Raw genomic sequence first — 25,144 nt, 5'->3', positions numbered from 1 at the left:
ACATTTCAGCCTCCTTGGACCGCGGTGAGGATGTCGACGCTGGCGCCCTTGCGCACCACGGCTTCCGGCCATTCGCCGCGCCGGACGACGACGCCGTCCACCGCGACCGCGACGCCCTTCGTCGCCGTGCCGAGCGCCTCCAGTACCCCCTCGACGGTGGTCCCGTCGGGGAACTCACGCCACTGGCCGTTGACCTGGATCTCCATCACACTCGCTCCTCGCTGCGCCGCGACGGCGCGGCCGCCGCGACCTCGTCCGGCAACGGCCCGCCGTCCAGCCAGGCGACCGCGGCGTCCGCGGTGACCGGGGCCATCAGGAGACCGTTGCGATGGTGACCCGTAGCGGCGAAGACACCTTCGCCCAGCTCACCGATGAAAGGCATCGTGTCGACACTCGCCGCGCGAAGCCCGGCGGCGGTCTCGACGAGTTCGTACTCGGTGATGCCCGGGAAGACGCGCTCCGCGCCTTCGAGCAGCTCACGAACGCCCCGGACGGTGACGGTCTCGTCGAAACCGGCCTCGTACTGGGTCGCGCCGAGCACCAGCCCGCCGTCGTCACGCGGGACGAGGTAGATCGGACGGCCCTCGACCATGGCGCGGACGGTCCGGGTCGGCGGCGGCAGGCAGCCCCGGCGCGGCCGCAGCCGGAGGATCTCGCCCTTCAGCGGGCGGACGGCGTCCGCGAGCGCGGGGTGCAGGCGTCCGGTCCAGGCGCCGGCGGCGAGGACGACGTCACCATCGAGGTGTTCGAGAGCGGTGACCGTCTCGTGGCGGAACTCGACGCCGTGCTTGCCGCAAGCCTGTTTGAGGGCGTTCAGCAGCCTTCTGTTGTCCACGGCCAGATCGCCGGGCACCAAGAGTCCACTTCGGACGGACCCGGCGAGACCGGGTTCGGCGCGGCGGGCCTCGCGACCGGTCAGCTGCTCGACCTCGCGGCCGAGTTCGGTGAGGTACGCGGCGAGCATTTCGAGGTTGCCCGCGTCGGCGCTGTCCAGCGCGGCGACGAGCGTGCCGTGCGGCGAAAGGCCCGGGTCGGCACCCTCTTCGGCCAGGTCACGGGCGAAATCCGGCCAGCGCCGCAGCGACGCCTCGCCGAGGGTGAGGACGTCCTCCTCGCCGGGCCAGGCCTCGGTGACCGGCGCGAGCATGCCGCCCGCGAGCCACGACGCGCCGCGTCCCGGCTCGGGGTCGTACACGGTGACGCGACGACCGCGCGCGGACGCGCGCCAAGCGACCGAGAGGCCGATGACCCCGCCGCCGACAACCGAAAGTTCGTTCATGCGATCACGCTCCCTGCGCCGGCATGACCCGGATCAGGTTCCACGGTCGGAGCGGTTTCGGCTCCCTCTCAGCCCGTCCTCGGGCTCCCGTGCGGACCACCCCACCGTAGCGCGCGGGTACCGTCGCCGCCATGCCCACCCTGTCTGGTCCTCAGCTCCGCGCCGCCCTCACGGACGCCCGCCTGTACCTCTGCACCGACGCCCGGTCCGGTCGCGGCGATCTCGCCGAATTCGCCGACGCGGCCCTGTCCGGTGGGGTCGACATCATCCAGTTGCGGGACAAGACCGGCGGTGCGCCGATCGAGGCGAAACACGAGATCGCCGCACTGGAAGTGCTGGCGGAGGCGTGCGAGAAGCACGGCAAACTGCTGGCGGTGAACGACCGCGCGGACGTCGCGCTGGCCGTCGGCGCGCACGTGCTGCACCTGGGTCAGGACGACATCCCGGTGACGCTGGCCCGGCGGATCCTCGGCGACGACGTGGTGATCGGCCGCTCCACCCATTCGGCCGAACAGGCCGAGGCCGCCGCCGGGGAACCCGGCGTGGACTACTTCTGCACCGGCCCGTGCTGGCCGACGCCGACGAAGCCGGGTCGTTCCGCTCCCGGGCTCGACCTGGTGCGCGCGACGGCCGCGTTCGGCACGTCACGGCCGTGGTTCGCGATCGGCGGGATCGACGCCGTCCGGCTGCCCGAGGTGCTGGACGCGGGGGCGTCGCGGATCGTCGTCGTCCGGGCGATCACCGAGGCCGAAGACCCCGAGGCGGCCGCTCGCGCACTTCGCTCCGCCCTCGCCTGACGCCCACGCATTTCGTCCTCTGAATGCGGTCCTTGCGCGCGCAACTACCGCGTTTCGTCCTCTGGATGCGGTAGTCGGGGATGCGAACTACCGCATCCAGAGGACGAAATGCGGGGAATCAGGGGTCCCGGAGGGTCAGGGCGCGGGGGTACCCGAGGCCTGGGCCGGGGCCGAGGGGGTCGTCGAGGGCGCTTGAGAGGTCGAAGGCGTCGTGGACGGCGTCGTCGGGGGCGCCTGGGTGGTCGTCGGCGCGGTCGGCGTCGTCGAGGGGGTCGGCGTGGTCGACGGCGTCGTGTCGGGCTGGTTGTCCTGGGTCTCCGAGGGGGACGTCGCGGGCGGGGTGTCGTGCTTGTCCTGCCGCTCCTGGTCCTGCCCGCCGCCGACGATCTTCCCGAGGGTCGTGCCGGTCCCGCCGCCGAAGGTCTTCCCGGTCGCGCCCTCGAACCCGGTGATCGCGACGAGCGCCACCACGAAGGCCACCACGCTGACCCCGGCGATCACCGCCCAGCGCGGCTTGAACTTCCGCCCGGCAGGCTCTTCCTCCTCCGCAGGGGTGAGCCGGACGGTCTCCTGCTCCGCCGGGTCGATCACCTTGCGGCGTCCGGGAACGGTCAGCACCATCCCCGCCTTGAGCGCCGCGTCCTTCGTCCGCTGCAGCGAACGCAGGTACAACTCGCCGCCGAGCGTGGTGATCACACTCGCCAGCCCGGCGCCCGCCACCGTTCCCGCCACACCCAGCGTGGAACCCAGCAGCGCCGCGGTGATCGCGGCCATCGCGGCCGCCGTCACCTGGACGATCCTGCCCTGCTTTTCCGTCTTTTCGGTCTTCTCGGCGTCCTTTTCGGAGGTCTCCTTGGTCATGATCCCGTTCTGCAGCTAGTCGGTCCTCACCCGGTTCCAACGATTAAGGCGCGCGGGATGCTCCCTTCGTTGTCCACACGTGAGGAGCGCCACGCCGTCCGTCCAAAAAGGACTGTCCATGGTTCACAACTCCTTGACATAATAGGACGTATGGACCTGGTTTCGATCGAGGAAATCCGCGACGCGGCGAGCCGTGTCAAAGGCGCCGCGGTGCGCACACCGTTACTGGAACAATCCTGGGCGCCGTTGTGGCTCAAACCGGAGAGTCTCCAGCCGATCGGCGCTTTCAAGGTGCGCGGCGCCTACAACGCGATCGCCGCGCTGGACGAGGATCGGCGCGCTCGCGGCGTCTGCGCGTTCTCCAGTGGCAACCACGCGCAAGCGGTCGCCTACTCGGCGAAGCGATTCGGGATCCCCGCGACGATCATCGTCCCGGACGTCGCGCCGCGCGCCAAGGTCGAAGCCACCAAGGCGCTCGGCGCCGAGGTCATCGAGGTCCCGATCGACCGCCAGGAGTCCTCCGCGCTCGCCGTCGCCGAAGAGCGGGCGCTCACCATGATCCCGCCGTTCGACCACCGCGACGTCATCGCCGGACAGGGCACCGTCGGCCTGGAGATCGCCGAAGACCTGCCGGACGCCGGCGTGGTGCTCGTGCCGCTCAGCGGCGGCGGGCTGGCCTCGGGCGTCGGCACGGCGATCAAGGCGCTGCTCCCCGGCGCGAAGGTCATCGGCGTCGAACCCGAGCTCGCGGCCGACACCGCCGAGGGCCTGCGCGCGGGCAGGCGGATCGAGTGGCCGATGGACCTGCGGGCACGCACCAGCGCGGACGGTCTGCGCGCCCAGCCGTCGGACCTGACCTTCGCCCACCTACAGACGGTGCTCGACGACGTCATCACCGTCTCCGAGGCCGAGATCCGGGACGCCGTCCGGACGCTCGCGCACCGTGCCCGCCTGATCGCCGAACCGAGTGGGGCCACCGCGACCGCCGCTTTCCTCTCCCACCGCGACGCGCTGCCGCCGGGAAAGGTCGTTTCGGTCGTTTCGGGCGGCAACCTGGACCCGGCGACGCTGGCCGACCTGCTGGCCTGACGCGTTCGGTCCAGGTGGTCGTGAGTGGTAAGTGACGTTCTAACGTCACTTACCACTCACGACCCCCTCGACCCGATGCGATCCGTCGGCAAGGCAGCGTTGTGAACGCCACTTTCACAACGTTCAAGGTTGCGAAAGTGGCTTTCACAACACGTTTCGGCAGGGCCGCGTGCCTGGCGAGCTGTGGCTCGGGGTCGCTATCGCCACGTTCCCAAGTACATGAAGGCCCCCTTCCTTGCGCCTGGCGCAAGGAAGGGGGCCTTCATGTACTGCAAGCAGGTGGGCAACCCGCACCGGCTAGCTCGGGTGACCGGCGGGCCGCACGTGCGTCGGCGGCGAGTCGACCCCGCAATGGAGACATTCACCCGGATGCGGTGACTCGTCGGGCTCGGCTTCCGGGGCGGAAGGCGCGTCGAGGACGCCGTTGTGGATGCCGAGCGCGATCAGCCCGCCCCCGATCGCCAGCGCCGCGCACACCAGCAACGCCGTCCGCCAGCCCGCGGTCAGCGCGACCGGATCGGTGTAGGCGGCGCCGGAGAGCCCGGCGACGGCGGGCAGCACGGCGATCGCGAGCAGGCCGCCGGACCGGGCGATGGCGTTGTTGACCCCGGAGGCGACGCCGGCGTACCGGTCCGGCGCGGCGGCCAGCACCGTCGCGGTCACCGGCGCGACGACGGTCGCCAGCCCGGCGCCGAACACGACGACGGCGGGCAGCACCGACCCGAGGTACGTAGACCCCGGCCCGACGCGCATCAGCAGGAGCATGCCGACGCCGACCAGGATCGGGCCGATGACCAGCTGCGCGCGCGGCCCGATCCTTTGCGCGAGCGCGCCCGACCGGCCGGAGAACAGCAGCATGATGACGGTGATCGGCAGCCCGGCCAGCCCGGCCGCGGTCGGCGAATAGCCCAGCGACACCTGGAGTTGCATCACCATCAGCATCATCACGCCGCCGAGCGCCGCGTAGACGACGAAGGTCAGCGCGTTGGCGAGGCTGAACGTCCGGTCGCGGAACAGTTTCGGCGGCACCAGCGGATCGGCCGAGCGGTGCTGGATGACCAGGAACGCCCCGAGCCCCGCGACGCCGAGCACGATGGCCACCAGGACGACGACGTCGCCGATGCCGCGTCCGGGCGCCTCGACGAGCGCGCCGGTGAGGCCGGCGAGGCCGATCGCGCCGACGGCGGCCGCGGTGAAGTCCGGATGCCCGGTCGCCTCCTCGTCGCGGGACTCGGGCACGTAGCGCCGGGCGAGCAGGACGCAGACGGCGGCGAGCGGCAGGTTGATCAGGAACGCCAGCCGCCAGGACCACACCTGCACCAGGACGCCGCCGAGCAGCGGGCCGACCGCCGCCGCGATGCCGCCGAGCCCGGACCAGGCGCCGATCGCGCGGGCCCGGTCGTCGTGGGTGAAGGAGGCCTGGAGGATCGCGAGCGAGCCCGGCGTGAGCAAAGCTCCCCCGATCCCCTGGAGGATCCGGGTCGCGACGAGCATCTCGGTCGTCGTCGCGGCGGCGCACAGCCCGGAGGCGATCCCGAACCAGACGACGCCGACGAGGAACATCCGGCGGCGGCCGTAGCGGTCGCCGAGCGAACCGGCGACGAGGATCAGCGCGGCGAGCGCGAGCAGGTAGCCGTCGAGGATCCATTGCAGGCCCGCGACGGAGGCTTCGAGTTCTTCGCCGATCCTCGGGAGCGCGACGTTGATGATCGTCCCGTCGAGCATCGCCATGCCCGAGCCCACGATGGTCGTCGCGAGCACACCGCGCGCCACCGGCGTCCCCCAGCGGATTCCCGCCCCGTCAGTCATAAGTCGACTGAAGCACGCCACCCCGCCCCAAGCCACCGCGAAACCGGCACTTTCCCCGGAAAAACGATCTCTTCCGACACCCAGAGATACCTGACACGTCAGAGATTTCGGGACCGAAACAATGGAAACGGCGGACCCGACTCCCCGAACGCGCGTCAGCGCGACGGGGAGTCCGCACAGGCGCGCCCTCTTTCGGCCGAAGGCCACGGAAACGTTTTGTAGGGCGCCTTACAAGATCACGCGAGTTCTCTTCGGTCCAGCGCCCTGCGAAACGTTTCCGTCAGCGCGCCTCAAGGAAGCAGCGTGGTGACGAATTTGTAACGGTCGCCTCGGTAGATCGCCCTCGCGAACTCGACCGGTTTTCCGTCCGTGGCGAAAGAATGCCTCGAAAGGAGCAACATCGGCATTCCGACGTCGGCGCCGAGCATCTCGGCCTCGTGTGGTCCGGCGAGCGCGGTTTCGATCGTTTCCTCGGCCCTTTCCAGCTCGACGCCGTAGTGCTCCCTCAGCACGGCGTACAGCGAACCACCTGCGGAAACGTGTTTGCGCAAACCGCGGAAGCGGCCGAGTGGGAGATGCGTGGTCTCCAGTGCCATCGGCTGCGAATCGGCCAGCCGGAGGCGGCGAAGACGAAGAATCTTCGCGCCGACCCGGATTCCGAGGAGTTTCGCCAGATCGGCCTCGACCGGGAGTTCGTCGATCTCCAGCAGCTTGGACGACGGTTTGAGGCCCTGCTTGCGCATGTCCTCGGTGTAGGACGACAACTGCAGGCGCTGGGCGAGCTTCGGCTCGGCGGCGAAGGTGCCTTTGCCCTGCACGCGGTGGAGCCTGCCCTCGGCGGTGAGGTCGGCGAGCGCCTGGCGGACCGTGGTGCGCGAAACGGTGAATTCCCCCGCGAGCGCCCGTTCCGTCGGGATCGGCGACCCGGGCGGCAACGCGTCGAGCAGATCGAGCAGATGCTGTTTCAGCGCCCAGTACTTGGGTTCGCGCTGCCCGCGCATCCCAGCCGTAGCGCCCGCCTCACTCGCGGTGGTTGTCTCCAACATGACCGACTCCCTAAGCCTTCCCACTCAAACGCGCACCGTCCCCGCTAGGAAACGTACCCTTCACCACAAACGTCCATTCGGGCTAGCATTGGTCTAGACCTACTCGGGGGACGAAGGACGTCCCGGTGGAAGGGAACGAGATGACCGAACAGCGCCCCGGCGAGCACATGGCCGCGGAGATCTCCCAGCAACCCGCCATTCTGGCAGGAATCGTGGAGCGACAGGCCGAAATCGCCGAGGTGGCCGAAGCCATCTCCAAGCGCCCGCCCAGGTTCGCACTGCTCGCCGCCCGCGGCTCCAGCGACCACGCCGCCCTGTATGCGAAGTACCTGATCGAAGTACTCCTCGGTCTCCCCTGCGGTCTCGTCTCGCCCTCCACCGCGACTTTGTACGGCGCCCGTCCCGATCTGCGGGACGTTCTCTTCATCACAGTAAGCCAAAGCGGCGGTTCGCCGGATCTCATCGAGGTCACCGAAACCGCGCGTCGCCAGGGAGCGCTGACCGTCTCGGTCACCAACACCCCGGAGTCGCCGCTGCGCGCCGCCGCCGAACTCGGCGTCGACATCGGCGCGGGGCTGGAAAAGGCCGTGGCCGCCACGAAGACGTACTCGGCCACCTTGCTCTCCCTTTACCTGCTGATCGACGCGGTCCGCGGCGGCAAGGGCGAAGACGCGGAAAAGCTGGGCGAACTCGCGCAGCAGACCCTCGACGGCGCGGACGAAGGCGTCCAGCGCGCGGTGGACCGCTACCGCTTCGTCGACCGGGTGCTCACCACCGGCCGCGGCTACTCCTACGCCTCGGCGCTGGAAGGTTCGTTGAAGCTGGCCGAAACGAGCTACCTCGCGGCCCGCGCGTACAGCGGCGCGGACCTGTTGCACGGCCCGGTCGCCGCGGTCGACGGCGAGACCGCGGTGCTCGCGGTGACGAGCCAGGGACACGGCGTGGGCGCGATGCAGGAGGTCCTGGAGGCCGTCGGCAAGCGCGGCGCGGACGTGCTCGCGGTCGGCTCGGCTTCGGCCGACGTCCCCGCGGCGCTGCGGATCGGTGTCGCGCCGTCCGCCGAAGAGGTCGCCCCGATCCTGGAGATCCTGCCCATCCAGCGGATCGCGCTCGGCCTTTCGCTGGCGCGCGGCGGTGACCCGGACAGCCCTCGCGGGCTGCTCAAGGTGACCAAGACCCGGTGACTCACGTCATCGGGGTGGACGCCGGGGGCACGTCGACGCGAGCGATCGCCGTCGACGCCTCCGGCGTCGTGCTCGGCGCCGGGCGCGCGGGCGGGGCGAACCCCAACTCCCATCCGCCGTCGGAAGCGGCGGCACGGATCGCGAGCGCGATCACCGCGGCGCTGGGCGGGCTGGACCCGGCCGCGACCGCGGCGTGCGTCGTCGGCATGGCCGGGGTCAGCAAGCTGAGCGATCCGGCGATCGCGGGGATCTTCGAAACCGCGTGGAAGGACGCGGGGATCAGTCCAGTGCGGACGGTCCCCGACTCCGAGGTCGCCTACGCGTCGGCCACTTCCTCGCCGGACGGTTCGGTCCTCGTGGCGGGCACCGGGTCGATCGCGGGCCGGGTCCGCGGCAGGCGCGTGGTTTCCACCGCCGGCGGCTACGGCTGGTTGCTGGGTGACGAAGGTTCGGCGTACTGGCTGGGCCGTGAGGCCGTTCGCTCCACATTGGATGTTCTGAGCCTCGGCAGCGAACCCGGTCCGCTCGCGCGCGCCGTGCTCGCCGAAGCGCTCGGTCCGTCCGCTGTGGACTCCCCGGGCGACCGGGGTGCGCTGTGGCGCGCGCTCATCACGAGCGCCAACTCCGAGGCACCGATCCGGCTCGCCAGGTTCGCCCCGTTCGTCAGCGAGGCCGACCGCGAAGGCGACCCGGCGGCGGACGGGATCACCACCCGTGCGGCGGCCCATCTGGTGACGAACGTCATGGCCGCGCGGGATCCCGGCGAGACCACGCCGATCGTCCTCGTGGGCAGCGTGCTGTCACCGGAAGGCCCGGTCGGGGCGAAAGTCCGCGCCGAACTCGCCGGGGTCGAGGTCCTGACCAGCACCGACGGTGTTCTGGGGGCGGCGTGGCTCGCCGCCGTCGACGCGTACGGAGAAGGGGCGCCACGACCGGTGTCAGCAGCGGAAAACACCAAAAACGCGCCCTAAAAGACCAAACCATCGACTCCGGGGGCGAACTCCGGGTACCGTAGGACCCGGCCCCCGGACCCTCCCCCCTCGCCGGGGGCCGCCTTATGTCCTGGGTAGCCCGTCGGGCTCCGAATCCGAGGGGTCTCCGTTCTCCTCCACGACCCGCAGACCGGGATGTTCCGGCGGCAGTGTCCGGTACAGCACCCAGCCGCTCACGGCGACGGTCACCGCGACCAGCGGCCAGGAGAGCACCGTCCGCGCGATGCCGAGCGCGACCACCTGCCCGCTCCACCACAGCGAGCCGTACACGACCACGCGCAGCGTGTACTGCAGGAAGACCCACACCCAGCTGGCCCGCGAATAAGCGCGCAGCAGCGCGGGATCGCGGCGCCAGCGGGTCTTCTGCCCGATGACGAGCCCGACCACGACGCCGAGCAACGGCCACCGGACCACGATGCTGGCCGCCCACAGCAGCGCGCTGGCCACATTGGACAGCAGCTGGATGAGGAAGAAGTCCTCGGCGCGGCCGGTGTGCAGCGCGATCAGCGCGGCCGCGATCACCGCGGCGAGACTCACCACGACCGCGCGCGCCTTGTCGCCGCGCGCGACCCGGTACGCGCCGAGCAGCACCGCCACCCCGATGGCCACCCCGGCACCCCAGGCGATCGACTGGCCCGCGATCAGCCAGCCCAGGACGAAGGCCGCGGGCGGGATACTCGCGTCGATGGCGCCACGCCGCCCGCCGAGGATCTGGGCGAGCGACTCGCGCGGGGGTCGTGAGGTCACCCTTACAGCCTGCCGGATCCATGACCCCGGACACCCGGGCGGGGAGACGTTCGCCACATACCGTGTCCGTTTCACACCTGCTTGAGGTGAATCTGCGCAGCCCAGGAGTGTACATCCCAGTAATGGAGATGCATGGACGTCCGACAAAATAAGAGACTGTGTCAGCGGGCTGAACCACGGGTTTCGGCCAGTGGGATTGCAGGGGCGCTCTCAGCTGTTAGTTGTGGTGTACAAGTACCAACCGGGGGCACACGGACGGAAGGGGACCCAACGTGTACGGATTCGACAGCTACGTGGCGATCGGTGACAGCTTCACCGAAGGACTCAACGATGATCTGCCCGACGGCACCTTCAGGGGCTGGGCGGACAGGCTGGCGGAGATCCTCGCCGAAGGCAGGCACGATTTCCAGTACGCGAACCTCGCCCTCCGCGGGAAGATGCTCGACGAGATCCTCGAAGAGCAGTTGCCGATCGCGCTCGCGGTGAAGCCGGACCTGGTCACCCTGTGCGCGGGCGGGAACGACATCATCGTGCCCGGCGCGGACGTGGACGCCGTCGCCGCGCGGCTGGAGGCGGGGGTCGCCAAGCTGCGCGAGGCCGGGATCCCGGTGCTCATCTTCAACGGCCCGGACACCAAGTACCTGTCCGTGATGCACGTCCTCCGGGGGAAGGTCGGCATCTACAACGCGCATCTGTGGGCGATCGCCGACCGGCACGGCGCCAAGATGGTCGACATGTGGGCGATGGCCCCGCTGCACGACCGCCGCGCCTGGAGCGACGACAGGCTGCACTTCACCCCCGAGGCCCACCGGCGGATCGCGCTGCGCGCGGCCGAGGTCCTCGGCGTCCCAGTCGCCGACGACTGGCGCGAGCCGTGGCCGGCGTCCGAGCAGCCGAGCACCTGGATCACCTCGCGCCGCTCCGACCTGGAGTGGACGAAGGCGCATCTGCTGCCGTGGATCCGGCGTCAGCTCAAGGGCGAGTCCATGGGGGACGGCCTGTCCCCGAAGCGTCCCGAGCTCGCGCCGCTGCTCCCGCTGGAGCAGATCGAGTCGACAGGCGTCTCGCTCCCGGCCAAGGACCTGCGGGAGATCCACCACCACGCGAGCTGAAGGGGACTTTCCCCTCATCTGGCGCCACGAAGGGGCCCTTCACCGCTTGAGAAGCGGGGAAGGGCCCCTTCGGCGTCTACGTCACCCGACCGGGTTATGTCCTGATCGTCCAGTGCACCCGCGCCGTACGCGGCTTACAGTCCCTTCATGCCCGGTACACGCTGGAGCCGCTTGCTGCCTACAGCGCTGCTGGTCACGCTCGCCTTGACGGCGATCTCCGTCTGGTCGACCTCGGACGACATCGAGGCCGGCCTGACCGCGCGCGCGAAAGACGCCCTCGCCGACATGGGCGTCTCCGGCGGCGAGGTGACCTTCTCCGGCCGCGACGCGAACCTCACCGGCTTCCCGCCCGACAAGGCCGCGCAGGCGATGGACGCCATCCAGCGGATCGACGGGGTCCGCACGGTCGAGATCTCCGGTGACACCGCGCCGCCCGCCGGGCCGGTGACGACCAGCGGCGAACCGTCGAGCCCGCCCGCTCCACCGAGCCCGCCGCCCAGCCCCACGGCTCCGGCCAAGCCGACGGACAAGGCCGGTTTCCAGGCCGAGATCGACCGCCTGCTGGCCGCGACGCCGATCACCTTCGAACCGGACACCACCGATCTCACCGCGGACGGTGAACGCGGTGCGCTGGAGATCGCGAAGCTCCTGACGGACGCGCCGCGCGAGCTGCGATTCCGGATCACCGGCACGGTGGCGACCGGTTCGGACAAGAAGCTCTCCCTGAACCGGGCGCTGACGGTGGAGCGGCTGCTGGAGCGCAACGGGGTCAAGCGCGACCAGGCGTACTCCACCCAACGCAGGACCTCCGACGGCGCGAGCGGCGAGGGCCGCCGCGTCGACATCACGGCAGAACAGAGGTGATGGCTCAATGCTCTGGCTCTTCGGGCAGATCTGGCTCTGGCTGCTCATCTCCTTCGCCCTCGGCTGCGGGGTCACGTGGCTGCTGATGCGCGGCGAACGAAGTGAGCGCACCGCGTCCGAGCCTGCCGTCCGCGAGCCGGAACGCGCCGTCCCCGTCGACGCCGTCGCCTACGCCGAGCCCGATCCCGAGCCGGTGCCCGAACTGCTCTCGTCCGAACAGACGCAGTTCCTCCCGCCCGCGCGGATCCCGGACGACGACGAGCCGTACGACCAGGAGGCGGAGGGCCACCGCGAGGGTCAGCTGACCCCGGAACCGGTACGGGCCTACCGCCCGGAGCAGCCCGAACCCGCCGCCCGCAACGGCGAGAGCGGGCACGAACCCGAGCCGGTCTGGCCGAGCGACGAGGACTGGCCGCCCGCCGGGCACCGGCCGGGGCAGAGCGGCTGACACTCGCCTGGTAAATTCGGCTACGCACTGTGAGCGTGACGCCGGGTACGTTTCTTCGTTCGGGAGCTCCGGCACACGAAGGAGGCTCCGATTTGGCGCTCCCCTATTGGACGCCGCACAACCTGCTGCCTCCGGGCCGCCATCCCGCCGACCTGGCCGACGTCTACGAGCGGCTGGTGTTCGACGCGCCGCATCAGAACGACCGGGAGATCCTGTTCAGCGCGCTGAACAGCTACCTGGGGGTCGCCCGGCGGATCATGCCGACCGGCCGCGCGTGGATCGGCGGCGGCCTGACCGCCAGGACCCCGCACGCGCCGCTCGGGCTCGACGTGGTGCTGATCCCGGACGAATGGGGCGCGCTCAAACGGCTCGACGACGCGGGCCGCTCGGCACTGTACGGACTGTTGACGCTGCGCGGGGTCATCGTCGGCCAGCCCGCCATGTATCTCGACCAGGTCCAGCCCGTCGGCGGCATGCTCGACGGCTTCCTCTGCCGCCCCGGCGACGAGGAGATCTGGGAGGAAGTGTGGGCAGCCGGTGGCAGAGGGATTCCGGAAGTGATCTGGTGAGGAACGAATTCCGGCGTATCGCCGACGAGATTCCCGGCGGCACCTGGCTCGACGACCTCGCCCGCGCTTCGGCGATGGCCGCGTACGCGAAGTTCGAGCGGACGTCGCGCTCTCCGCTGCTTCGCGTGTCCGTGATCGGCGAGTCGCATCTCGACGCGTACACGTTCTCGGACATCAGCCGCGCGCTGCAGGACGCGACGGCGAAGATCGGGCACATCATCCGCAACCCGTCGGGCGAGGTGACCTTCGTCCAGCCGGCGGACCGCGAGAAGGCCCCGCTGATCCAGCGCGGCCAGGCGGGCAACGCGATCTTCTTCGGCTTCCCCGAACCGGCGCTCGACGACGCGCTCATCCACGACGGGATCGAGTCGCTGTCCGAACGCGCCGTCAAGGAACTGTGCGACTTCCTGCCCGCCAACGGTTCCGACGACGGCGCGCTGGACGCGGTGCTGCTGCAGCGCGACACCGTCCGCAACGCGGTCAGCGACATCGTCAACGCGGTCAGCAAACACGCCGGGATCGGCATGGCGCTGACCCCGACGGCCGGCGACGAGCTGACCCGCAGCATGACCACCGAACAGGCGCGGATCCTGTCCGGGAGCCTGCGCGAGTCGCGGGAGGCCGTCGGCTACGAGACGGTCAGCGGCAGGCTGGACGGCGTCCGCACCCGGCGCCGGATCTTCTATCTCGAACGCGAATCGGGCGGCACGATCCAGGGCGCGGTCGCGCCGGATCTGCTCGACGAGATCAAGGAGAACCTGGACCGGCCGGTGACCGCCCGGCTGCGTGTCGTGCGGACCACGACCATCGACGGCCGCCGCGGCCGCCCGGTGCACGAACTGCTGGAGATCACGCCGGAAGTCAGCCTGTTCGATCAGTGATCGGGTTTCCGATATTTCGGTGATGCCACATTTCCCGTCAGAAAATATCGATGACCGCATGATCATCGTGGAATGATGACTTTTTCCGGCAGGTAACAATTTCGGCCATTGCCCCGAACGATGGGTTAACGTCTTCGGACGGAAGCCTCCGAAAGGGCACGCATGCCGACCGATCCACCTCTCCCGCACCCGCCGGCTACCCGCTACGGACCTGGGTTCGCCGCGCATGGAACCCGTCATCGGAAGCCCAAGAACGGCCTGGTCATCGCCGGTTTCCTGGTCGGACTGGCGGCACTCGGGGTCGCCTTCGTCCCGGTCGCCGGGATAGCCGCGTGGCCGCTCGCCGTGACCGGCTTGGTTCTTTCCGTGATCGGTCTTACCAAAATCAAGAAGGGTGAAGCAGACAAGAAGGGAATGGGGATCGCGGGCCTCGCGCTTTCCGTCGCCGGTTTGCTGGCCGCGGGCGGGTTACTGGTCTACACCAACTTCTTTGCTACCGGTCAGTCGGGACTGCACATCCCGGCGGTCGCCGGCGACAAGAACACCGTCGAGTTCGTCGTCAGCGCTTCCGGCGGGGCGACCGTCCGGTTCGGTTCGCTCAACGACCAGCGGAGCGAGACGACCCCGGCCAGTACCGACGAATGGCGCGGCACGGCGTCGTTCAACTCGGGCGACTACCTGCTCACCGTCACCGCGGACACCCGGAACGCGTCGGTCAGCAACCAGATCTCCTGCACGATCCTGGTCAACGGCCAGAAGGTGGCGGAGAACAAGGGCCAGACCATCGCCCTGTGCACCGCGAGCACCGGCTGACCCTCGACGTGTTTCGTCCTCTGAATGCGGTAGTTGCACGCGCAAGTACCGCATTCAGAGGACGAAAGGCGGATTCCCGCCTGGCGGCCGGCCGGTATCGCCCCCACCTCCACCGGCCGGACCGCCACGAGCCGCTCCTGGCGACTCTTCAGACGGCCCTTTCGGGCCGCCCGAGCGCCGATCCCTGTCGCGCGCCCCTCCCCTAGGGCTCGATCGACGCTGAACGGGACCCTACGCGCGTGAACGGCGAGGCCACTAAGAATCCGCTAAGGATCACTCACGGACCTTCGCCGAGGTCCGTGAGTTCCGCACGGACCAGGGCGGCGAGCTTCGGATTCGCGTCCGCCAGGATTTTCAACGCGATCGCGAACTGCTCGCGGGCACCGTCCACATCCGACCCGGCCCGCAGGATCCTGCCCAGGGTCAGCCGCAGCACGCCTTCCTGGAGGACGAAGCGGCGGCTGATCGTCAGGTCGACGGCTTCCCAAACGTAGTGTTCGGCGGCGGCGAGTTCGCCGATCCGCATGCTCAGCTCGGCGAGGTTGTTCAGCGAGACGACGACGTAGCTGTCGTCGCCGAGGGTGCGGTCGATCTCCAGCGACGCGACCTGGTGGCCGATCGCCTCGATGAACCGTCCGGCCCGTTTTTCGGCCTCCGCGCAGTTGTTGAGCGCCTGGCCGCGCAGTTCGAGGTCGCCGGTCCGGTCGGTCTCCTCGACCGCCTGCCGCAACGTCCTGATGGCGTCGTCGTGCCGCCCCAGCAGGGTCAGCGCGGAGCCGAGGTGGATGTTCGCCGAGACCACCAGCCGGTTGTCCCCGATCGCGCTCGCGAGTTCCAGCGCGAGTTCGGCGTCGGCCAGGCAGCCCTGCGGCAGTTCGAAGGTGAGCGCGATCGCGCAGCGGGAGATCAGCATCCAGCACCGGCCGAGGACGTCACCGGCCCGCTCGGCGGCCTCCAGCCCGATCTCGACCAGCCTCGTCCATTCGTCCAGCAGCGGGTACACCGCGCGGTAGGTGTGCGCGACCCTGGCCAGCCGCCAGACGTCGTCGTGGCGTCCGCCGGCACCGGCCGCTTCGAGGACTTCGACGAGGTTCTCCCATTCCGCGGTGAACCAGTCCTGCGCCTCGGTGAAGGAGCTCAGCGGCGGGGTCTGCGCGTCGGTCAGCACACCGGTGAAGTCGAGGGGATCGACGATCCGCAGCATCTTCCGCCGGGCCCGGTCGGCGACGGCCTGGTAGTACCGCACGGACAGGGTCAGCACGTCCTGCCGGTCGTTCTCGTCGAGCTCGTTCTCCGCCAGCTCGCGCAGGAACAAGCGGACGAGGTCGTGCGGGACGAAAGAGTCGCGGCCGGTTTCTGAGAGCAGGTTGTGCGCCGTGAGCACCCGCAGATGCCGCCGCGCCTCGGCGACGGTGATCCCGGCGACCGCGGCCGTCAGATGGGAACCGGCCGAGACGACCGGGACGACACCGAGCCGCAGGAACGTGTTCGCGACCTCGGACGGCAGCCCGCGGAACGAAACGTCGAACGCGGCGCGGACCCCGTCGTCCGGTCCCTCGACGTCGAGCGCGGCCAGCCTGGTGCGTTCGTTGCCGAGTTCGTCGACCAGGTCCTGTGCGGACCACTGCGCGCTCGCGGCGAGCCGGGCACCCGCGATCCGCAGCGCCAGCGGGAGATAGCCGCAGAGCCGGGCGAGCGCGTGGTTGAGGTCGAAGCCCGCGGGTCCGGCGAGTTCCTCGATCAGCCGGACGGCGTCGCCGGGCGCGAGCGTGCCGAGGACACGCAGTTTGGCCGCGTTGGACACGGCGAGCCCGTCGAGCCGCGACCGGCTGGTCACCAGCGTCATCGACCGCGAACCGGGCGGCAGCAGCGGCCGGACCTGTTCGGCTGAGCGGGCGTTGTCGAGGATCACCAGCATCCGGCGGCCGGCGATCATCGAGCGATAGAGCGCGACGCGTTCGTGGACCTGCTCCGGGACGCCCTCGGCGGGTACGCCGAGCCCGAGCAGGAACTGGGTGAGCAGATCGGCGGGCTCCAGCGGCGGGTGATGCGGGTCGAAACCCCGCAGTGAGGCGAAAAGGATGCCGTCGGGAAAGCGGCGGGCGGCGCGATGCGCCCACCACACCACCAGGCTGCTCTTGCCGATCCCGGCGGTTCCGGTGACGACGCCGACCGCGGTCTCGCCCGCTTCGGCCCGCTCGGCGAGTTCGTCGAGCCAGGCCAGATCGGCCTCGCGTCCGGCGAGGCTCGGCACGGCCGGCGGCAGCTGCTGCACGGGTGTCGTGTCGGCCTTCGCCTCCTCGACGACCTTGACCGGCAGGTCGTCGTTCAGGACGCGTTCGTGCAGCCAGCGCAGGTCCGCGCCGGGTTCGACGCCGAGGGTCCGCAGCGTCGCCCGGGACACCGTGCGGTAGAGCTCCAGCGCGTCGCCGCGGCGCCCGGCGTGGTAGAGCGCGCGCATCAGCTGTCCGGCCGTGCGCTCGGCGAGCGGGGCCGCCCGGACCAGCGGGCTGAGTTCGACGATCAGTTCCGCGTGCCTGCCTAGTTCGAGGTCCGCGTCGACCCGGGCGCCGTGGACGGCGAGCCGCAGATCCTCCAGTTCGGGGGCGCGGACCGAACCCGGCACCCCGGCCAGCGCGGGTCCCTGCCAGAGCGCGAGCGCCTCGGCGAGCAGCTCGGACGCCTTCTCCGGGTCTTCCGTGGAAGCCCGGTCGAGCAGCGACCGGGCGCGGTGGACGTCGATCCGGCCGGGTTCGACGGTGAGCTGGTAGCCGGGCGGGGCGGTGAGGATCCGGGCGCCGCGCGGATGGTCGCCCTGGATGTCGCGCAGCACGCGCCGCAGATGGGAGACGTTGCCGTGGACGATGGTGCGGGCGGTGGCGGGCGGGTCGTGACCCCAGAGCGCGTCGATGATCTCGTCGAGCGCGACGACCTTGTTGACCTTCAGCGCCAGCAGCGCGAGCAGGCCGCGGACGCCGGGGCCGCCGACGGGTACCGGCCGTCCGCCGTCGAGGAGGCGTACGGGACCGAGGAGCTGGAAACGGGCAGGGGAACCGTTTTCGCCCATGGCAAGCACCCCTCCTCCGATCTCTCCCCTTACCGGAGTAGCCAACCTACCGCGCGAAGACGCCGCCAACCAGAAAACACGAGGAAAGAGAGACATAGCAGGGCAGAAGCGACCAACCGAAAATGACCAAAGTCGTCACGGTTTCGCGGGCCGGCGCGGACCCAGCTCGGTCGGGTTGGTCGTGAGTGGCAAGTGACGTTAGAACGACACTCACCACTCACGACCACCTGGACCGAGGGCCCATCTCCGCAGTCCTTCTTGGCTGTCCGCGAAGGCCCCCTTCACTCGGCTGAGCCGAGGAAAGGGGGCCTTCCCGCGCTCTCTCTGTAACCTCTGGTGCGCCTGTGGCGAACGTGGCGATACCGAGTCCGCGAAGGCCTCCTTCACTACCTTCAGGGTAGGCAAGGGGCCCTTCACGGACCGACCGCACAGGACCCCGCACGGCCGGGTTGGTCGTGAGTGGCAAGTGACGTTAGAACGACACTCACCACTCACGACCACCTGGACCGGCGCGGTACTGGCGCCCGCCCACCTGCCGCACTTGGGCATGGAACCGGCGGACCGTCTCCCCGGAAGCGCGCCAGCGCGACGGTGAGACTTCACCCCGCGCGCCCTCTTTCGGGCCGAAGGCCCACGAAGACGTTTTGTAGGGCGCCCTCACCTGTCAACCGCCGGCGATCTTCGGTCCAGCGCCCTGCGAAACGTCTTCGTCAGCGCGCGGAAAAATAAAAGGCTCCGTGCCATCAGTCCCGATCTGATGGCACGGAGCCGGGGGATGTCCGATTTGGGCCGCCTGGGGGCGCGACCCACACCGGACATCGGCGTCCACGTCCGTCCGGGTGGGCTCACCCCGAGCGAAGAACCCGTTCGACCGTCGACAACACCTACGTGAGCGAGCCCACTGGCCCGCTCACGTGGCGACAACGTAACAGGGCGCACACTGGTGGCTACAGGCGCCCCGGTATGGCCTTCGCTACCTGCGGTTTCGTCAGCGCGTGAGCGGGGTCGAGTCGCGACCGGCGATGAACGCGGGGCGGCGTTCGATCGCCGAGTACGGCTCCTGCAGCGCGTTCTCGACGCTGTTGAACACGACGAAGATGTTCGACCTCGGGTACGGCGTGATGTTGTTCGAGGAACCGTGCATCACATTCGAATCGAACCAGAGCGCGGAACCGGCCTGTCCGGTGAATTGGTCGATTCCGTATTCGGCGGCGAGTTTGGTGATGTCATCCTCACTGGGAACGCCGACTCGCTGCTCTTTCAGTGAACTCTTGTAGTTGTCCTCGGGGGTTTGCCCGGCGCATTGGACGAAGGTCCGCTGCGATCCCGGCATCACCATCAGCCCGCCGTTGAACGGGTAGTTGTCGGTGAGCGCGATGGAGCAGCTGACCGCCCGCGGCGCCGGCATGCCGTCCTCGGCGTGCCAGGTCTCGAAGTCCGAGTGCCAGTAGAACCCGGTGCCCTTGAAGCCGGGCATGTAGTTCACGCGGCTCTGGTGGATGTACACCTCGGAGCCGAGGATCTGCCGGGCGCGGTCGAGCACGCGCGGATCGCGGACGAGTTCCGCGATCAGTTCGCTGGTCTCGTGGACGTCGAAGATGGAGCGGACCTCACCGGTCTTGGCTTCGGTGATGACGCGCTCGTCGTCGCGGTGGTCCCCCGACGACATCCGCACGAGTTCCTGCCAGTACGTCTGGATCTCGCCAGGCGACAACAACTGGTCGACGACGGTGTAACCACGGGTCTCGTGGTTGGCGAGGGTGGCCGCGTCGAGCGGTCCGTCGGCCTCGCCGCCCCAGACGGTGGGGTGCGTCCTGGGCAGGTGTTCGGGCTTACCCGTGATGCGGGTCGGGTAACTGTCGTCGACTCGGGTGTCGGTCAGCGTCAAAGCGGTCGCCTCCTCGAGCGATTCCTAGGGTTCGGTTACGAGCGGGTACACGCCGTTCTCGTCGTGGACCTCACGGCCGGTGACGGGCGGGTTGAACACGCAGACGCACTTGATCTCGGTCCGGGGCCGGACCTGGTGCTTGTCGTGGTCGTTGAGCAGGTACAACGTGCCCGGCTTCAGCTGGAAGACCTCGCCGGTCGCGGTGTTTTCGAGCTCTCCCTCACCGGAGGTGATGAAGACCGCTTCGATGTGGTTCGCGTACCAGAAGTCGTTGACCGTCCCGGCGTAGAGCGTGGTCTCGTGCACCGAGAATCCGACACCCTCCTTGGCGAGGATGATGCGTTTGCTGCGCCAGTTCGGGGTTTTGATGTCGGCGTCGGTGTCGGTGATCTCGTCGAGAGTTCTGACAAGCAACGGAAAACTCCTTCGCGTTCTTGGTTGTGGGCGGTCGGTTCGGGTCAGCTGAGGACGGTGGCGACGGCCTCGTCGATGATCGACAGGCCCTTCGTGAGCTCGTCCTCGGTCAGGGTGAGCGGCGGGAGCACCTTCATGACCTCGCCGTCGGGGCCGGAGGTCTCCATCAGGAGCCCGCGCTCGAACGCGGCGGCGCAGACCTTGCCCGCGAGGTCGCCGTTGGCGAACTCGATGCCGCGGGCCAGGCCGCGGCCCTTCGCGAACAGGTTCGCGTCCGGGTACGCCTCGACGATGCCCTGGAAGGCGGCGGCGATGCGCTCGCCCTTGGCCTTGGTCGACTTCTCCAGCTCGTCGTCGCTCCAGTAGACGCGCAGCGCCTCGGTCGCGGTGACGAAGGCCGGGCTGATGCCGCGGAAGGTGCCGTTGTGCTCGCCCGGCTCCCAGACGTCGAGGTCGGGGCGGATCAGCGTCAGCGCCATCGGGATGCCGTAGCCGCCGATGGACTTCGACAGGCAGACGATGTCGGGCTTGATGCCCGCGTCCTCGAAGCTGAAGAACGGGCCGGTGCGGCCGCAGCCCATCTGGACGTCGTCGAGGATCAGCAGGATGCCGTGCTTCTTGCACAGGTCGTCCAGCGCCTTGAGCCATTCGATGCGCGCGGCGTTGATGCCGCCCTCGCCCTGGACGCCCTCGACGATGACGGCGGCGGGCTCGTTCAGGCCGCTGCCGGAGTCTTCGAGCAGCTTCTCGAAGTAGAGGAAGTCCGGGATGGAGCCGTCGAAGTAGTTGTCGTACGGCATCGGCGTGGCGTGCACCAGCGGGACACCGGCGCCGCCGCGCTTCATCGAGTTGCCGGTCACCGAAAGGGCGCCCAGTGTCATCCCGTGGAAGGCGTTGGTGAAGTTGATGACCGATTCCTTGCCGGTCACCTTGCGCGCGAGCTTCAGCGCGGCCTCGACCGCGTTCGCGCCACCGGGGCCGGGGAAGACGACCTTGTAGTCGAGGTCGCGCGGCCGGAGGATCTTCTCCTGCAACGTCTCCAGGAAGTCCCGCTTGGCCACGGTGAACATGTCGAGCGCGTGCGTGACGCCGTCACGGGCGATGTAGTCGATCAGGGCCCGCTTGAGCGCCGGGTTGTTGTGCCCGTAGTTGAGCGCGCCCGCACCGGCGAAGAAGTCGAGATAGGCCTTGCCGTCTTCGTCGTACAGGTAGCTGCCCTGGGCCCGGTCGAACACCACGGGCCAGCCACGGCTGTAACTGCGTACTTCGGATTCGAGTTCCTCGAAAATACTCATCACGTTTTCTTTCTCCCTGGGATCCCCGGTTTTACGTCCTAGTTGTTGCTGAGCGGACCGATTCGGTACAGGTCCTCCTGCTCATGCGTTCCTTCCTCGGCCGGGAAATCCGTCGCGGAGAACAGATCCTGGCGTTCCAAGGTGGCGTCCCATCGCTTGGCGAACGAGGCGAACAACCGGATCGAAGCCTCGTTGTCCGGGGTGATCGTCGTTTCGAGGTACCGCACACCCTGGGCGGCGAGCCTGCCGAACAGATCGTCGAGCAGTGCCCCGGCCAGCCCTTTTCCGCGCTGGGACGCGTCGACCGCGACCTGCCAGACGAAGCCGGTGTCCTGCTTCCGATACCCGATCACGAACCCGACCGGCTCGCCGTCGACTTTCGCGACGACCGAGGTGTCTGCGAAATCGTGGCACCACAGCAAATAGGCATAAGGCGTGTTGAGATCGAGCTTCTTCGAATCGCGGGCGATTCTCCAGAGCGCGGCACCGTCTGCCTTGGTCGGATTTTCGATCAAGTGCTTTCCGGACATGTTCAAGAAACGTACCGGAGGATTCGGGCGCGGTCAGATCAGCGCGGCGGCGGCAACGCGGCTACCTGCAACAACCCCGAAACACACGTGACAAAGGTAACGGTAACGTTTGAAACGCAGCACGCGTGGGTAAGGCCGCTTCGACGCGGTCTCACTGCATGTGACGATACCAACCGTTACCACTTCGTCGCACGGTCAGGGCGCGATTCGGGGCTCGATTCCGCTATTTACGACCTCGCCTGCGACGGGTGAGCGAACCGAGCGGCGTCCAGACAGCGGGCAGCACGAGCAGCAGGCAGACGATCAGCCACCAGACCGGCGCCTCGCCGCGCCGCCACCCCGCGACGACGTCGCCGAGCCAGCCGAACAGCGGGTCACGGACCGGTGGCAGAAAGGCGGCGAACAGCAGGGCCGCTCCCACCAGCACGGCCAGCACCGTGAGCACCATCCGCCACGTCTTGCGCAACGTCATCAGGCTGACCACCAGGAACACCACGGCGCCCGCGGCCACCGGGACGCCGACCCACTGCAGGACGGGGCCGCCCTGTCCGCCGATGACGAAACCGGCCAGCACGGTGATCAGCGCGACGAGCACGTTCCACGGCGACGGCAAGGCGGCCGCGCCGCGCGTGATCCACCAGGCGCTGCGCCCGGCGGCCTGGGCGAAGGTCGCGGCGGGCTGGACCGATTTCGGCACCCTGGTGGCCCCCGCGGCCGCGTTGAGCCCGGCGGCACCCGCCTTGACCAGCGTCTTCGTCAGCAGCATGGTCCCGCGTTCGTGTTCGAACCGCTCACCGGAGACCTGGCAGGCCTGGAACGCGCGCTGGGTCTGTTCGTCAGTTTCCGGCTCGTTCTCGACGAGTTTCCTGAACCGTTCCGACGGTTTCCCGTTCCCCTTGGCCGTTTTCGCGTCGTGTCCGCTGTGGAGGCCGACGCAGGGCAGTTCCTCGCGCGCGATCTCCAGCTGCCGGACCCGCGCGAGCACCATCGCCGTCACCGGCATGCTGATCGGAAGTGCGGCTTCGCCTTCCACGTCGGCGAGTTCGCCGTCGAGGCCGAGGAAAGCCAGCTCCTCGGCCAGTTGCGCGCACAGGGCGTCCGCTTCCTCTTGGGACAGCCCGTCTTCCGTCCCGGGGCGGCGCCAGCCGATCTTCGTGAAAGTGTCCCGCACCTGTGTCCGGAACGCCTCCCGCCCGACGACGTCGCGCAGCAGCCGCAGGCGTTTCGGGTCGAGCAGGCACTGGACCAGCCAGCCCGCGCCGTCGACCCGGCCCCACATCCAGTCGTTGGCGCGCCAGGACGCCTTGTAGAACGCGCCGAAGTAGTCGGCCTGCATACCGGTGAGCTTGCTCCACGACCGGCGTCGTTTCATGTCCAGCAGCGTCCGGGAATCGGCGCTCACCTGGACGAGGTCGACGCGCTGATCGACCGACGGCGGTTGCGCCAGCAGCCCCCGCGTCGCGATGTGCAGCCGGACCAGACGCGAGGAGACGACCGCGTCACCGGCGCTCTCGTCGTCGGACGTGAGCCCCGTCCACGCCAGCAGGGTGCTGACCGTGTCGGCGGCCTCGGTGTCGGGTTTCCCTTGCGCCAGCGGCAAAAGGATCGGCGTCGCCTGCCGGAGCGCGGCGACCACCCGCGGCCACGCCTCCTTCAGCGTGTCCGACCGGCCGAGCCCGGCCCATTTCCTGGCGAGCCCCTCGATCCAGGCCGCCAGCGTGTCCTCGGACTTCGGCGGCTCCTGCTGGGTGACCCAGCCCGCGATCCGGTTGCCCCGGGCGGCTTTGTGCCGGGCTTCGTGGAGCAGCACCCGGCACCGGTTGAGCTGGGCCGCCTGCTCCGGCGACGGGTCCAGCCGGAAGCCGGCGTTCACCAGTTGCAGGCCGGTCGCGACGGAATCGTCGAGCGCGGTGGTGCGGAAGGCGATCAGATCGTCGAGTTCGCAGGTGTCCTCCGGCGGTTCGGCGGGCAGGCCGTCACGCAGTCCCGCCGCCGCGGCCGCGCGCAGCTGCGCCGCCGTACCGGACGCCCACTGGCGCCCCTGATCCTCCACATCGGACAGTGAAAGCCTGCGGGTCGCCTCGCGGACCAGCGCGGTGGCGTCCTCCTGGACCCGCCTGTCGCGGTAGTCGTTCATCAGCCGCTGGTCGACCAAGGTGTCCGGACCACCGCGAACCCCCATCGCGGCAAGGGAAACGCGGGTCCCCCTGGTGCGGACGACAGCGTCGTTGTGCCGGGTCAGGTCTTCGAGTTCGGCGCTGATCGTCTGGCTCAGCACGGTGCCGACGACCTTGCTCATCGCGCTGCCGAGCAACGGCGGCCGTTCCGGATCGACCTCGAGCCGCTCGGCTTCGCGTTCCGCCGTCGGCACCACGTACAGCAGCAGGCGCCGGACGTCCGAATGCGACTGCCGTTCGAAAATCTCCCGCAGCGCCGGGCGCAACGGCTTGTTCAACAGCACACCGCCGTCGGTGAGCCAATGCGACCGCGAGACGTCGGTGTACTTGGTCATGTCCGGATGCAGCGGCCCGGTCTTCTCGCCGATCGGCATCCGCGAGAGTTCGAACGCGCCGGGGAACGACGCGGTGGACCGGGCCGCGAGCGCGAGCGGTCCCACCACGTCATCCGTCCACAACGGACCGTCGAAACGGAAGAGCAGGCGATGTTCGGTGTCCCGCACCAGGTTCCCGAGCGCGTCGTCGAACCTGGTCGTCTCGCCGTCGATCATCGTGCCGGTGAGCAGCACGGTGATGTCGGGACAGTCGGGTTTCACCGTCGCCTTGTCGGTGATCCGGTGCAGCGCGTCCTTCAGGTCCCCCAGCAGGACTTTGTCGCCGTCGAGCAGCGAGCGCGGTTCCTTCTCACCGGGATCGCGGATCAGGTTGTCGAGCGATCCCGTGCTGATCCACGTGTCGCGCAGTACCTGCGGACTCGATCGGAACGCCTCCGCCAGCCCGAGACAGGCCGCGTTGATGCCGCCCGCGCTCGTGCCGGTGAGCACGTCGAGCGAGACGGTGGCGTTGAGCAGATCGAGCAGGGCCCGGTACGGCCCTTCGGATTCCGGCGCTCTCGACGCCTGGAGCAGATGCGAGGTCTCGGTGGCGACCCCGCCCATCCAGACCGCGAGGCTCGCCCCGCCCACCATGGTCATCGCCAGCCGGATCTCCTGCGGCCACGGGCTCCCCGCGTCGGCCATGTGCGCCCTCCCCAAGGCTTAAGTGCACGAGCACTGTAGACCGGACGGGGGAACCGGTGTACCGCCGTTGGTGCCGAAATTCGTTCACCCGTAAGGGCAATTTCACCTTCCCGCGTTTCGTCCTCTGGATGCGGTAGTTGCCCACGCAAGGACCGCATTTAGAGGACGAAACGCGGTAGTTGGGTAAGCGAACTACCGCATTCAGAGGACGAAATGCGGAGAGGGTGCGAGGAGCGGAGAGGGTGCGAGGAGCGGAGAGAGGG

The 25,144-nt window shown here is 69.2% G+C and carries 22 protein-coding genes and 1 riboswitch; of the genes, 10 read left to right on the top strand and 12 right to left on the bottom strand.

Going from position 1 to position 25,144, the window contains the following annotated elements:
- Nucleotides 1–5: 5 nt before the first annotated feature.
- A complete protein-coding gene (gene thiS, locus IE302_RS24660; protein WP_005160548.1) occupies nt 6–206 on the bottom strand; it encodes a sulfur carrier protein ThiS in 201 nt (66 codons plus the stop codon).
- Entirely contained in the window at nt 206–1,279 is a 1,074-nt protein-coding gene (gene thiO / locus IE302_RS24655; protein ID WP_191256825.1) for a glycine oxidase ThiO, read from the bottom strand. The genes thiS and thiO overlap by 1 nt, the downstream gene beginning before the upstream one ends.
- A riboswitch (TPP riboswitch) is annotated at nt 1,273–1,380 on the bottom strand. (Overlaps the previous gene by 7 nt.)
- A 30-nt stretch (nt 1,381–1,410) precedes the next feature.
- On the opposite strand from thiO, the gene thiE reads away from it, so the two are divergent.
- The gene (gene thiE, locus IE302_RS24650; protein WP_191256824.1) at nt 1,411–2,076 is read left to right on the top strand and encodes a thiamine phosphate synthase; all 666 of its coding nucleotides are present in this window, start codon (nt 1,411–1,413) and stop codon (nt 2,074–2,076) included.
- A gap of 135 nt (nt 2,077–2,211) precedes the next feature.
- Here the strand turns inward: thiE and IE302_RS24645 are convergent, their stop codons facing one another.
- A complete protein-coding gene (locus IE302_RS24645; RefSeq protein WP_191256823.1) occupies nt 2,212–2,937 on the bottom strand; it encodes a hypothetical protein in 726 nt (241 codons plus the stop codon).
- Between the two features lie 150 nt (nt 2,938–3,087).
- On the opposite strand from IE302_RS24645, the gene IE302_RS24640 reads away from it, so the two are divergent.
- Nucleotides 3,088–4,026 (top strand): threonine ammonia-lyase, encoded by a 939-nt coding sequence (locus IE302_RS24640; protein WP_191256822.1) that lies wholly within the window; start codon nt 3,088–3,090, stop codon nt 4,024–4,026.
- 297 nt (nt 4,027–4,323) lie between these two features.
- Here the strand turns inward: IE302_RS24640 and IE302_RS24635 are convergent, their stop codons facing one another.
- Nucleotides 4,324–5,835, bottom strand: a complete 1,512-nt coding sequence (locus tag IE302_RS24635; protein WP_191256821.1) for an MFS transporter — start codon at nt 5,833–5,835, stop codon at nt 4,324–4,326.
- Between the two features lie 290 nt (nt 5,836–6,125).
- Nucleotides 6,126–6,881, bottom strand: coding sequence for a GntR family transcriptional regulator (locus IE302_RS24630; protein ID WP_005160527.1), 756 nt, complete (start codon nt 6,879–6,881; stop codon nt 6,126–6,128).
- Between the two features lie 140 nt (nt 6,882–7,021).
- Here IE302_RS24630 and IE302_RS24625 point away from each other — a divergent pair, with 140 nt between their 5' ends.
- Nucleotides 7,022–8,065, top strand: coding sequence for an SIS domain-containing protein (locus IE302_RS24625; RefSeq protein WP_039918896.1), 1,044 nt, complete (start codon nt 7,022–7,024; stop codon nt 8,063–8,065).
- The gene (locus tag IE302_RS24620) at nt 8,062–9,036 is read left to right on the top strand and encodes an N-acetylglucosamine kinase (RefSeq protein ID WP_191256820.1); all 975 of its coding nucleotides are present in this window, start codon (nt 8,062–8,064) and stop codon (nt 9,034–9,036) included. Before IE302_RS24625 ends, IE302_RS24620 begins: the two co-directional genes overlap by 4 nt.
- 84 nt (nt 9,037–9,120) lie before the next feature.
- Here IE302_RS24620 and IE302_RS24615 read toward each other — a convergent pair whose 3' ends face one another.
- A complete protein-coding gene (locus tag IE302_RS24615; RefSeq protein WP_191256819.1) occupies nt 9,121–9,804 on the bottom strand; it encodes a DUF3159 domain-containing protein in 684 nt (227 codons plus the stop codon).
- Nucleotides 9,805–10,076: 272 nt separating this feature from the next.
- On the opposite strand from IE302_RS24615, the gene IE302_RS24610 reads away from it, so the two are divergent.
- From IE302_RS24610 to IE302_RS24585, 6 genes are all read left to right on the top strand, one after another.
- On the top strand, nt 10,077–10,916 hold the full coding sequence (locus IE302_RS24610) for an SGNH/GDSL hydrolase family protein (RefSeq protein ID WP_191256818.1): 840 nt from the start codon (nt 10,077–10,079) through the stop codon (nt 10,914–10,916).
- 147 nt (nt 10,917–11,063) lie between these two features.
- Nucleotides 11,064–11,780, top strand: a complete 717-nt coding sequence (locus IE302_RS24605; RefSeq protein WP_229907923.1) for an OmpA family protein — start codon at nt 11,064–11,066, stop codon at nt 11,778–11,780.
- Between the two features lie 7 nt (nt 11,781–11,787).
- Nucleotides 11,788–12,228, top strand: coding sequence for a hypothetical protein (locus IE302_RS24600; protein ID WP_191256817.1), 441 nt, complete (start codon nt 11,788–11,790; stop codon nt 12,226–12,228).
- 92 nt (nt 12,229–12,320) lie between these two features.
- On the top strand, nt 12,321–12,797 hold the full coding sequence (locus IE302_RS24595) for a DUF6932 family protein (protein ID WP_093936498.1): 477 nt from the start codon (nt 12,321–12,323) through the stop codon (nt 12,795–12,797).
- A complete protein-coding gene (locus tag IE302_RS24590) occupies nt 12,794–13,678 on the top strand; it encodes a hypothetical protein (RefSeq protein WP_093936499.1) in 885 nt (294 codons plus the stop codon). Before IE302_RS24595 ends, IE302_RS24590 begins: the two co-directional genes overlap by 4 nt.
- 162 nt (nt 13,679–13,840) lie before the next feature.
- Complete coding sequence (locus IE302_RS24585) at nt 13,841–14,491, top strand: DUF4190 domain-containing protein (RefSeq protein WP_191256816.1); 651 nt, start codon at nt 13,841–13,843, stop codon at nt 14,489–14,491.
- Between the two features lie 277 nt (nt 14,492–14,768).
- On the opposite strand, the gene IE302_RS24580 is transcribed toward IE302_RS24585, so the two are convergent.
- The 6 genes from IE302_RS24580 to IE302_RS24555 form a co-directional block, all read right to left on the bottom strand.
- Complete coding sequence (locus tag IE302_RS24580; protein ID WP_191256815.1) at nt 14,769–17,558, bottom strand: AfsR/SARP family transcriptional regulator; 2,790 nt, start codon at nt 17,556–17,558, stop codon at nt 14,769–14,771.
- A gap of 988 nt (nt 17,559–18,546) precedes the next feature.
- The gene (gene thpD / locus IE302_RS24575) at nt 18,547–19,446 is read right to left on the bottom strand and encodes an ectoine hydroxylase (RefSeq protein WP_191256814.1); all 900 of its coding nucleotides are present in this window, start codon (nt 19,444–19,446) and stop codon (nt 18,547–18,549) included.
- Nucleotides 19,447–19,470: 24 nt separating this feature from the next.
- Nucleotides 19,471–19,860 carry an ectoine synthase gene (locus IE302_RS24570; RefSeq protein WP_191256813.1) on the bottom strand — a complete coding sequence of 130 codons (390 nt, stop codon included), beginning with the start codon at nt 19,858–19,860 and terminating at the stop codon, nt 19,471–19,473.
- 44 nt (nt 19,861–19,904) lie between these two features.
- Nucleotides 19,905–21,155, bottom strand: a complete 1,251-nt coding sequence (gene ectB, locus IE302_RS24565) for a diaminobutyrate--2-oxoglutarate transaminase (RefSeq protein ID WP_191256812.1) — start codon at nt 21,153–21,155, stop codon at nt 19,905–19,907.
- A 38-nt stretch (nt 21,156–21,193) separates the two neighbouring features.
- Complete coding sequence (gene ectA / locus IE302_RS24560; RefSeq protein WP_191256811.1) at nt 21,194–21,685, bottom strand: diaminobutyrate acetyltransferase; 492 nt, start codon at nt 21,683–21,685, stop codon at nt 21,194–21,196.
- Nucleotides 21,686–21,908: 223 nt separating this feature from the next.
- Nucleotides 21,909–24,881, bottom strand: coding sequence for a patatin-like protein (locus tag IE302_RS24555; protein ID WP_191256810.1), 2,973 nt, complete (start codon nt 24,879–24,881; stop codon nt 21,909–21,911).
- Nucleotides 24,882–25,144 lie beyond the last annotated feature (263 nt).

It is taken from the genome of Amycolatopsis oliviviridis (genome assembly GCF_014654365.1).
GTDB classification, from domain to species: domain Bacteria; phylum Actinomycetota; class Actinomycetes; order Mycobacteriales; family Pseudonocardiaceae; genus Amycolatopsis; species Amycolatopsis oliviviridis.
The sequence above is the reverse complement of the archived record's forward strand: the minus strand, read 5'-3'. Positions and strand labels throughout refer to the sequence as shown.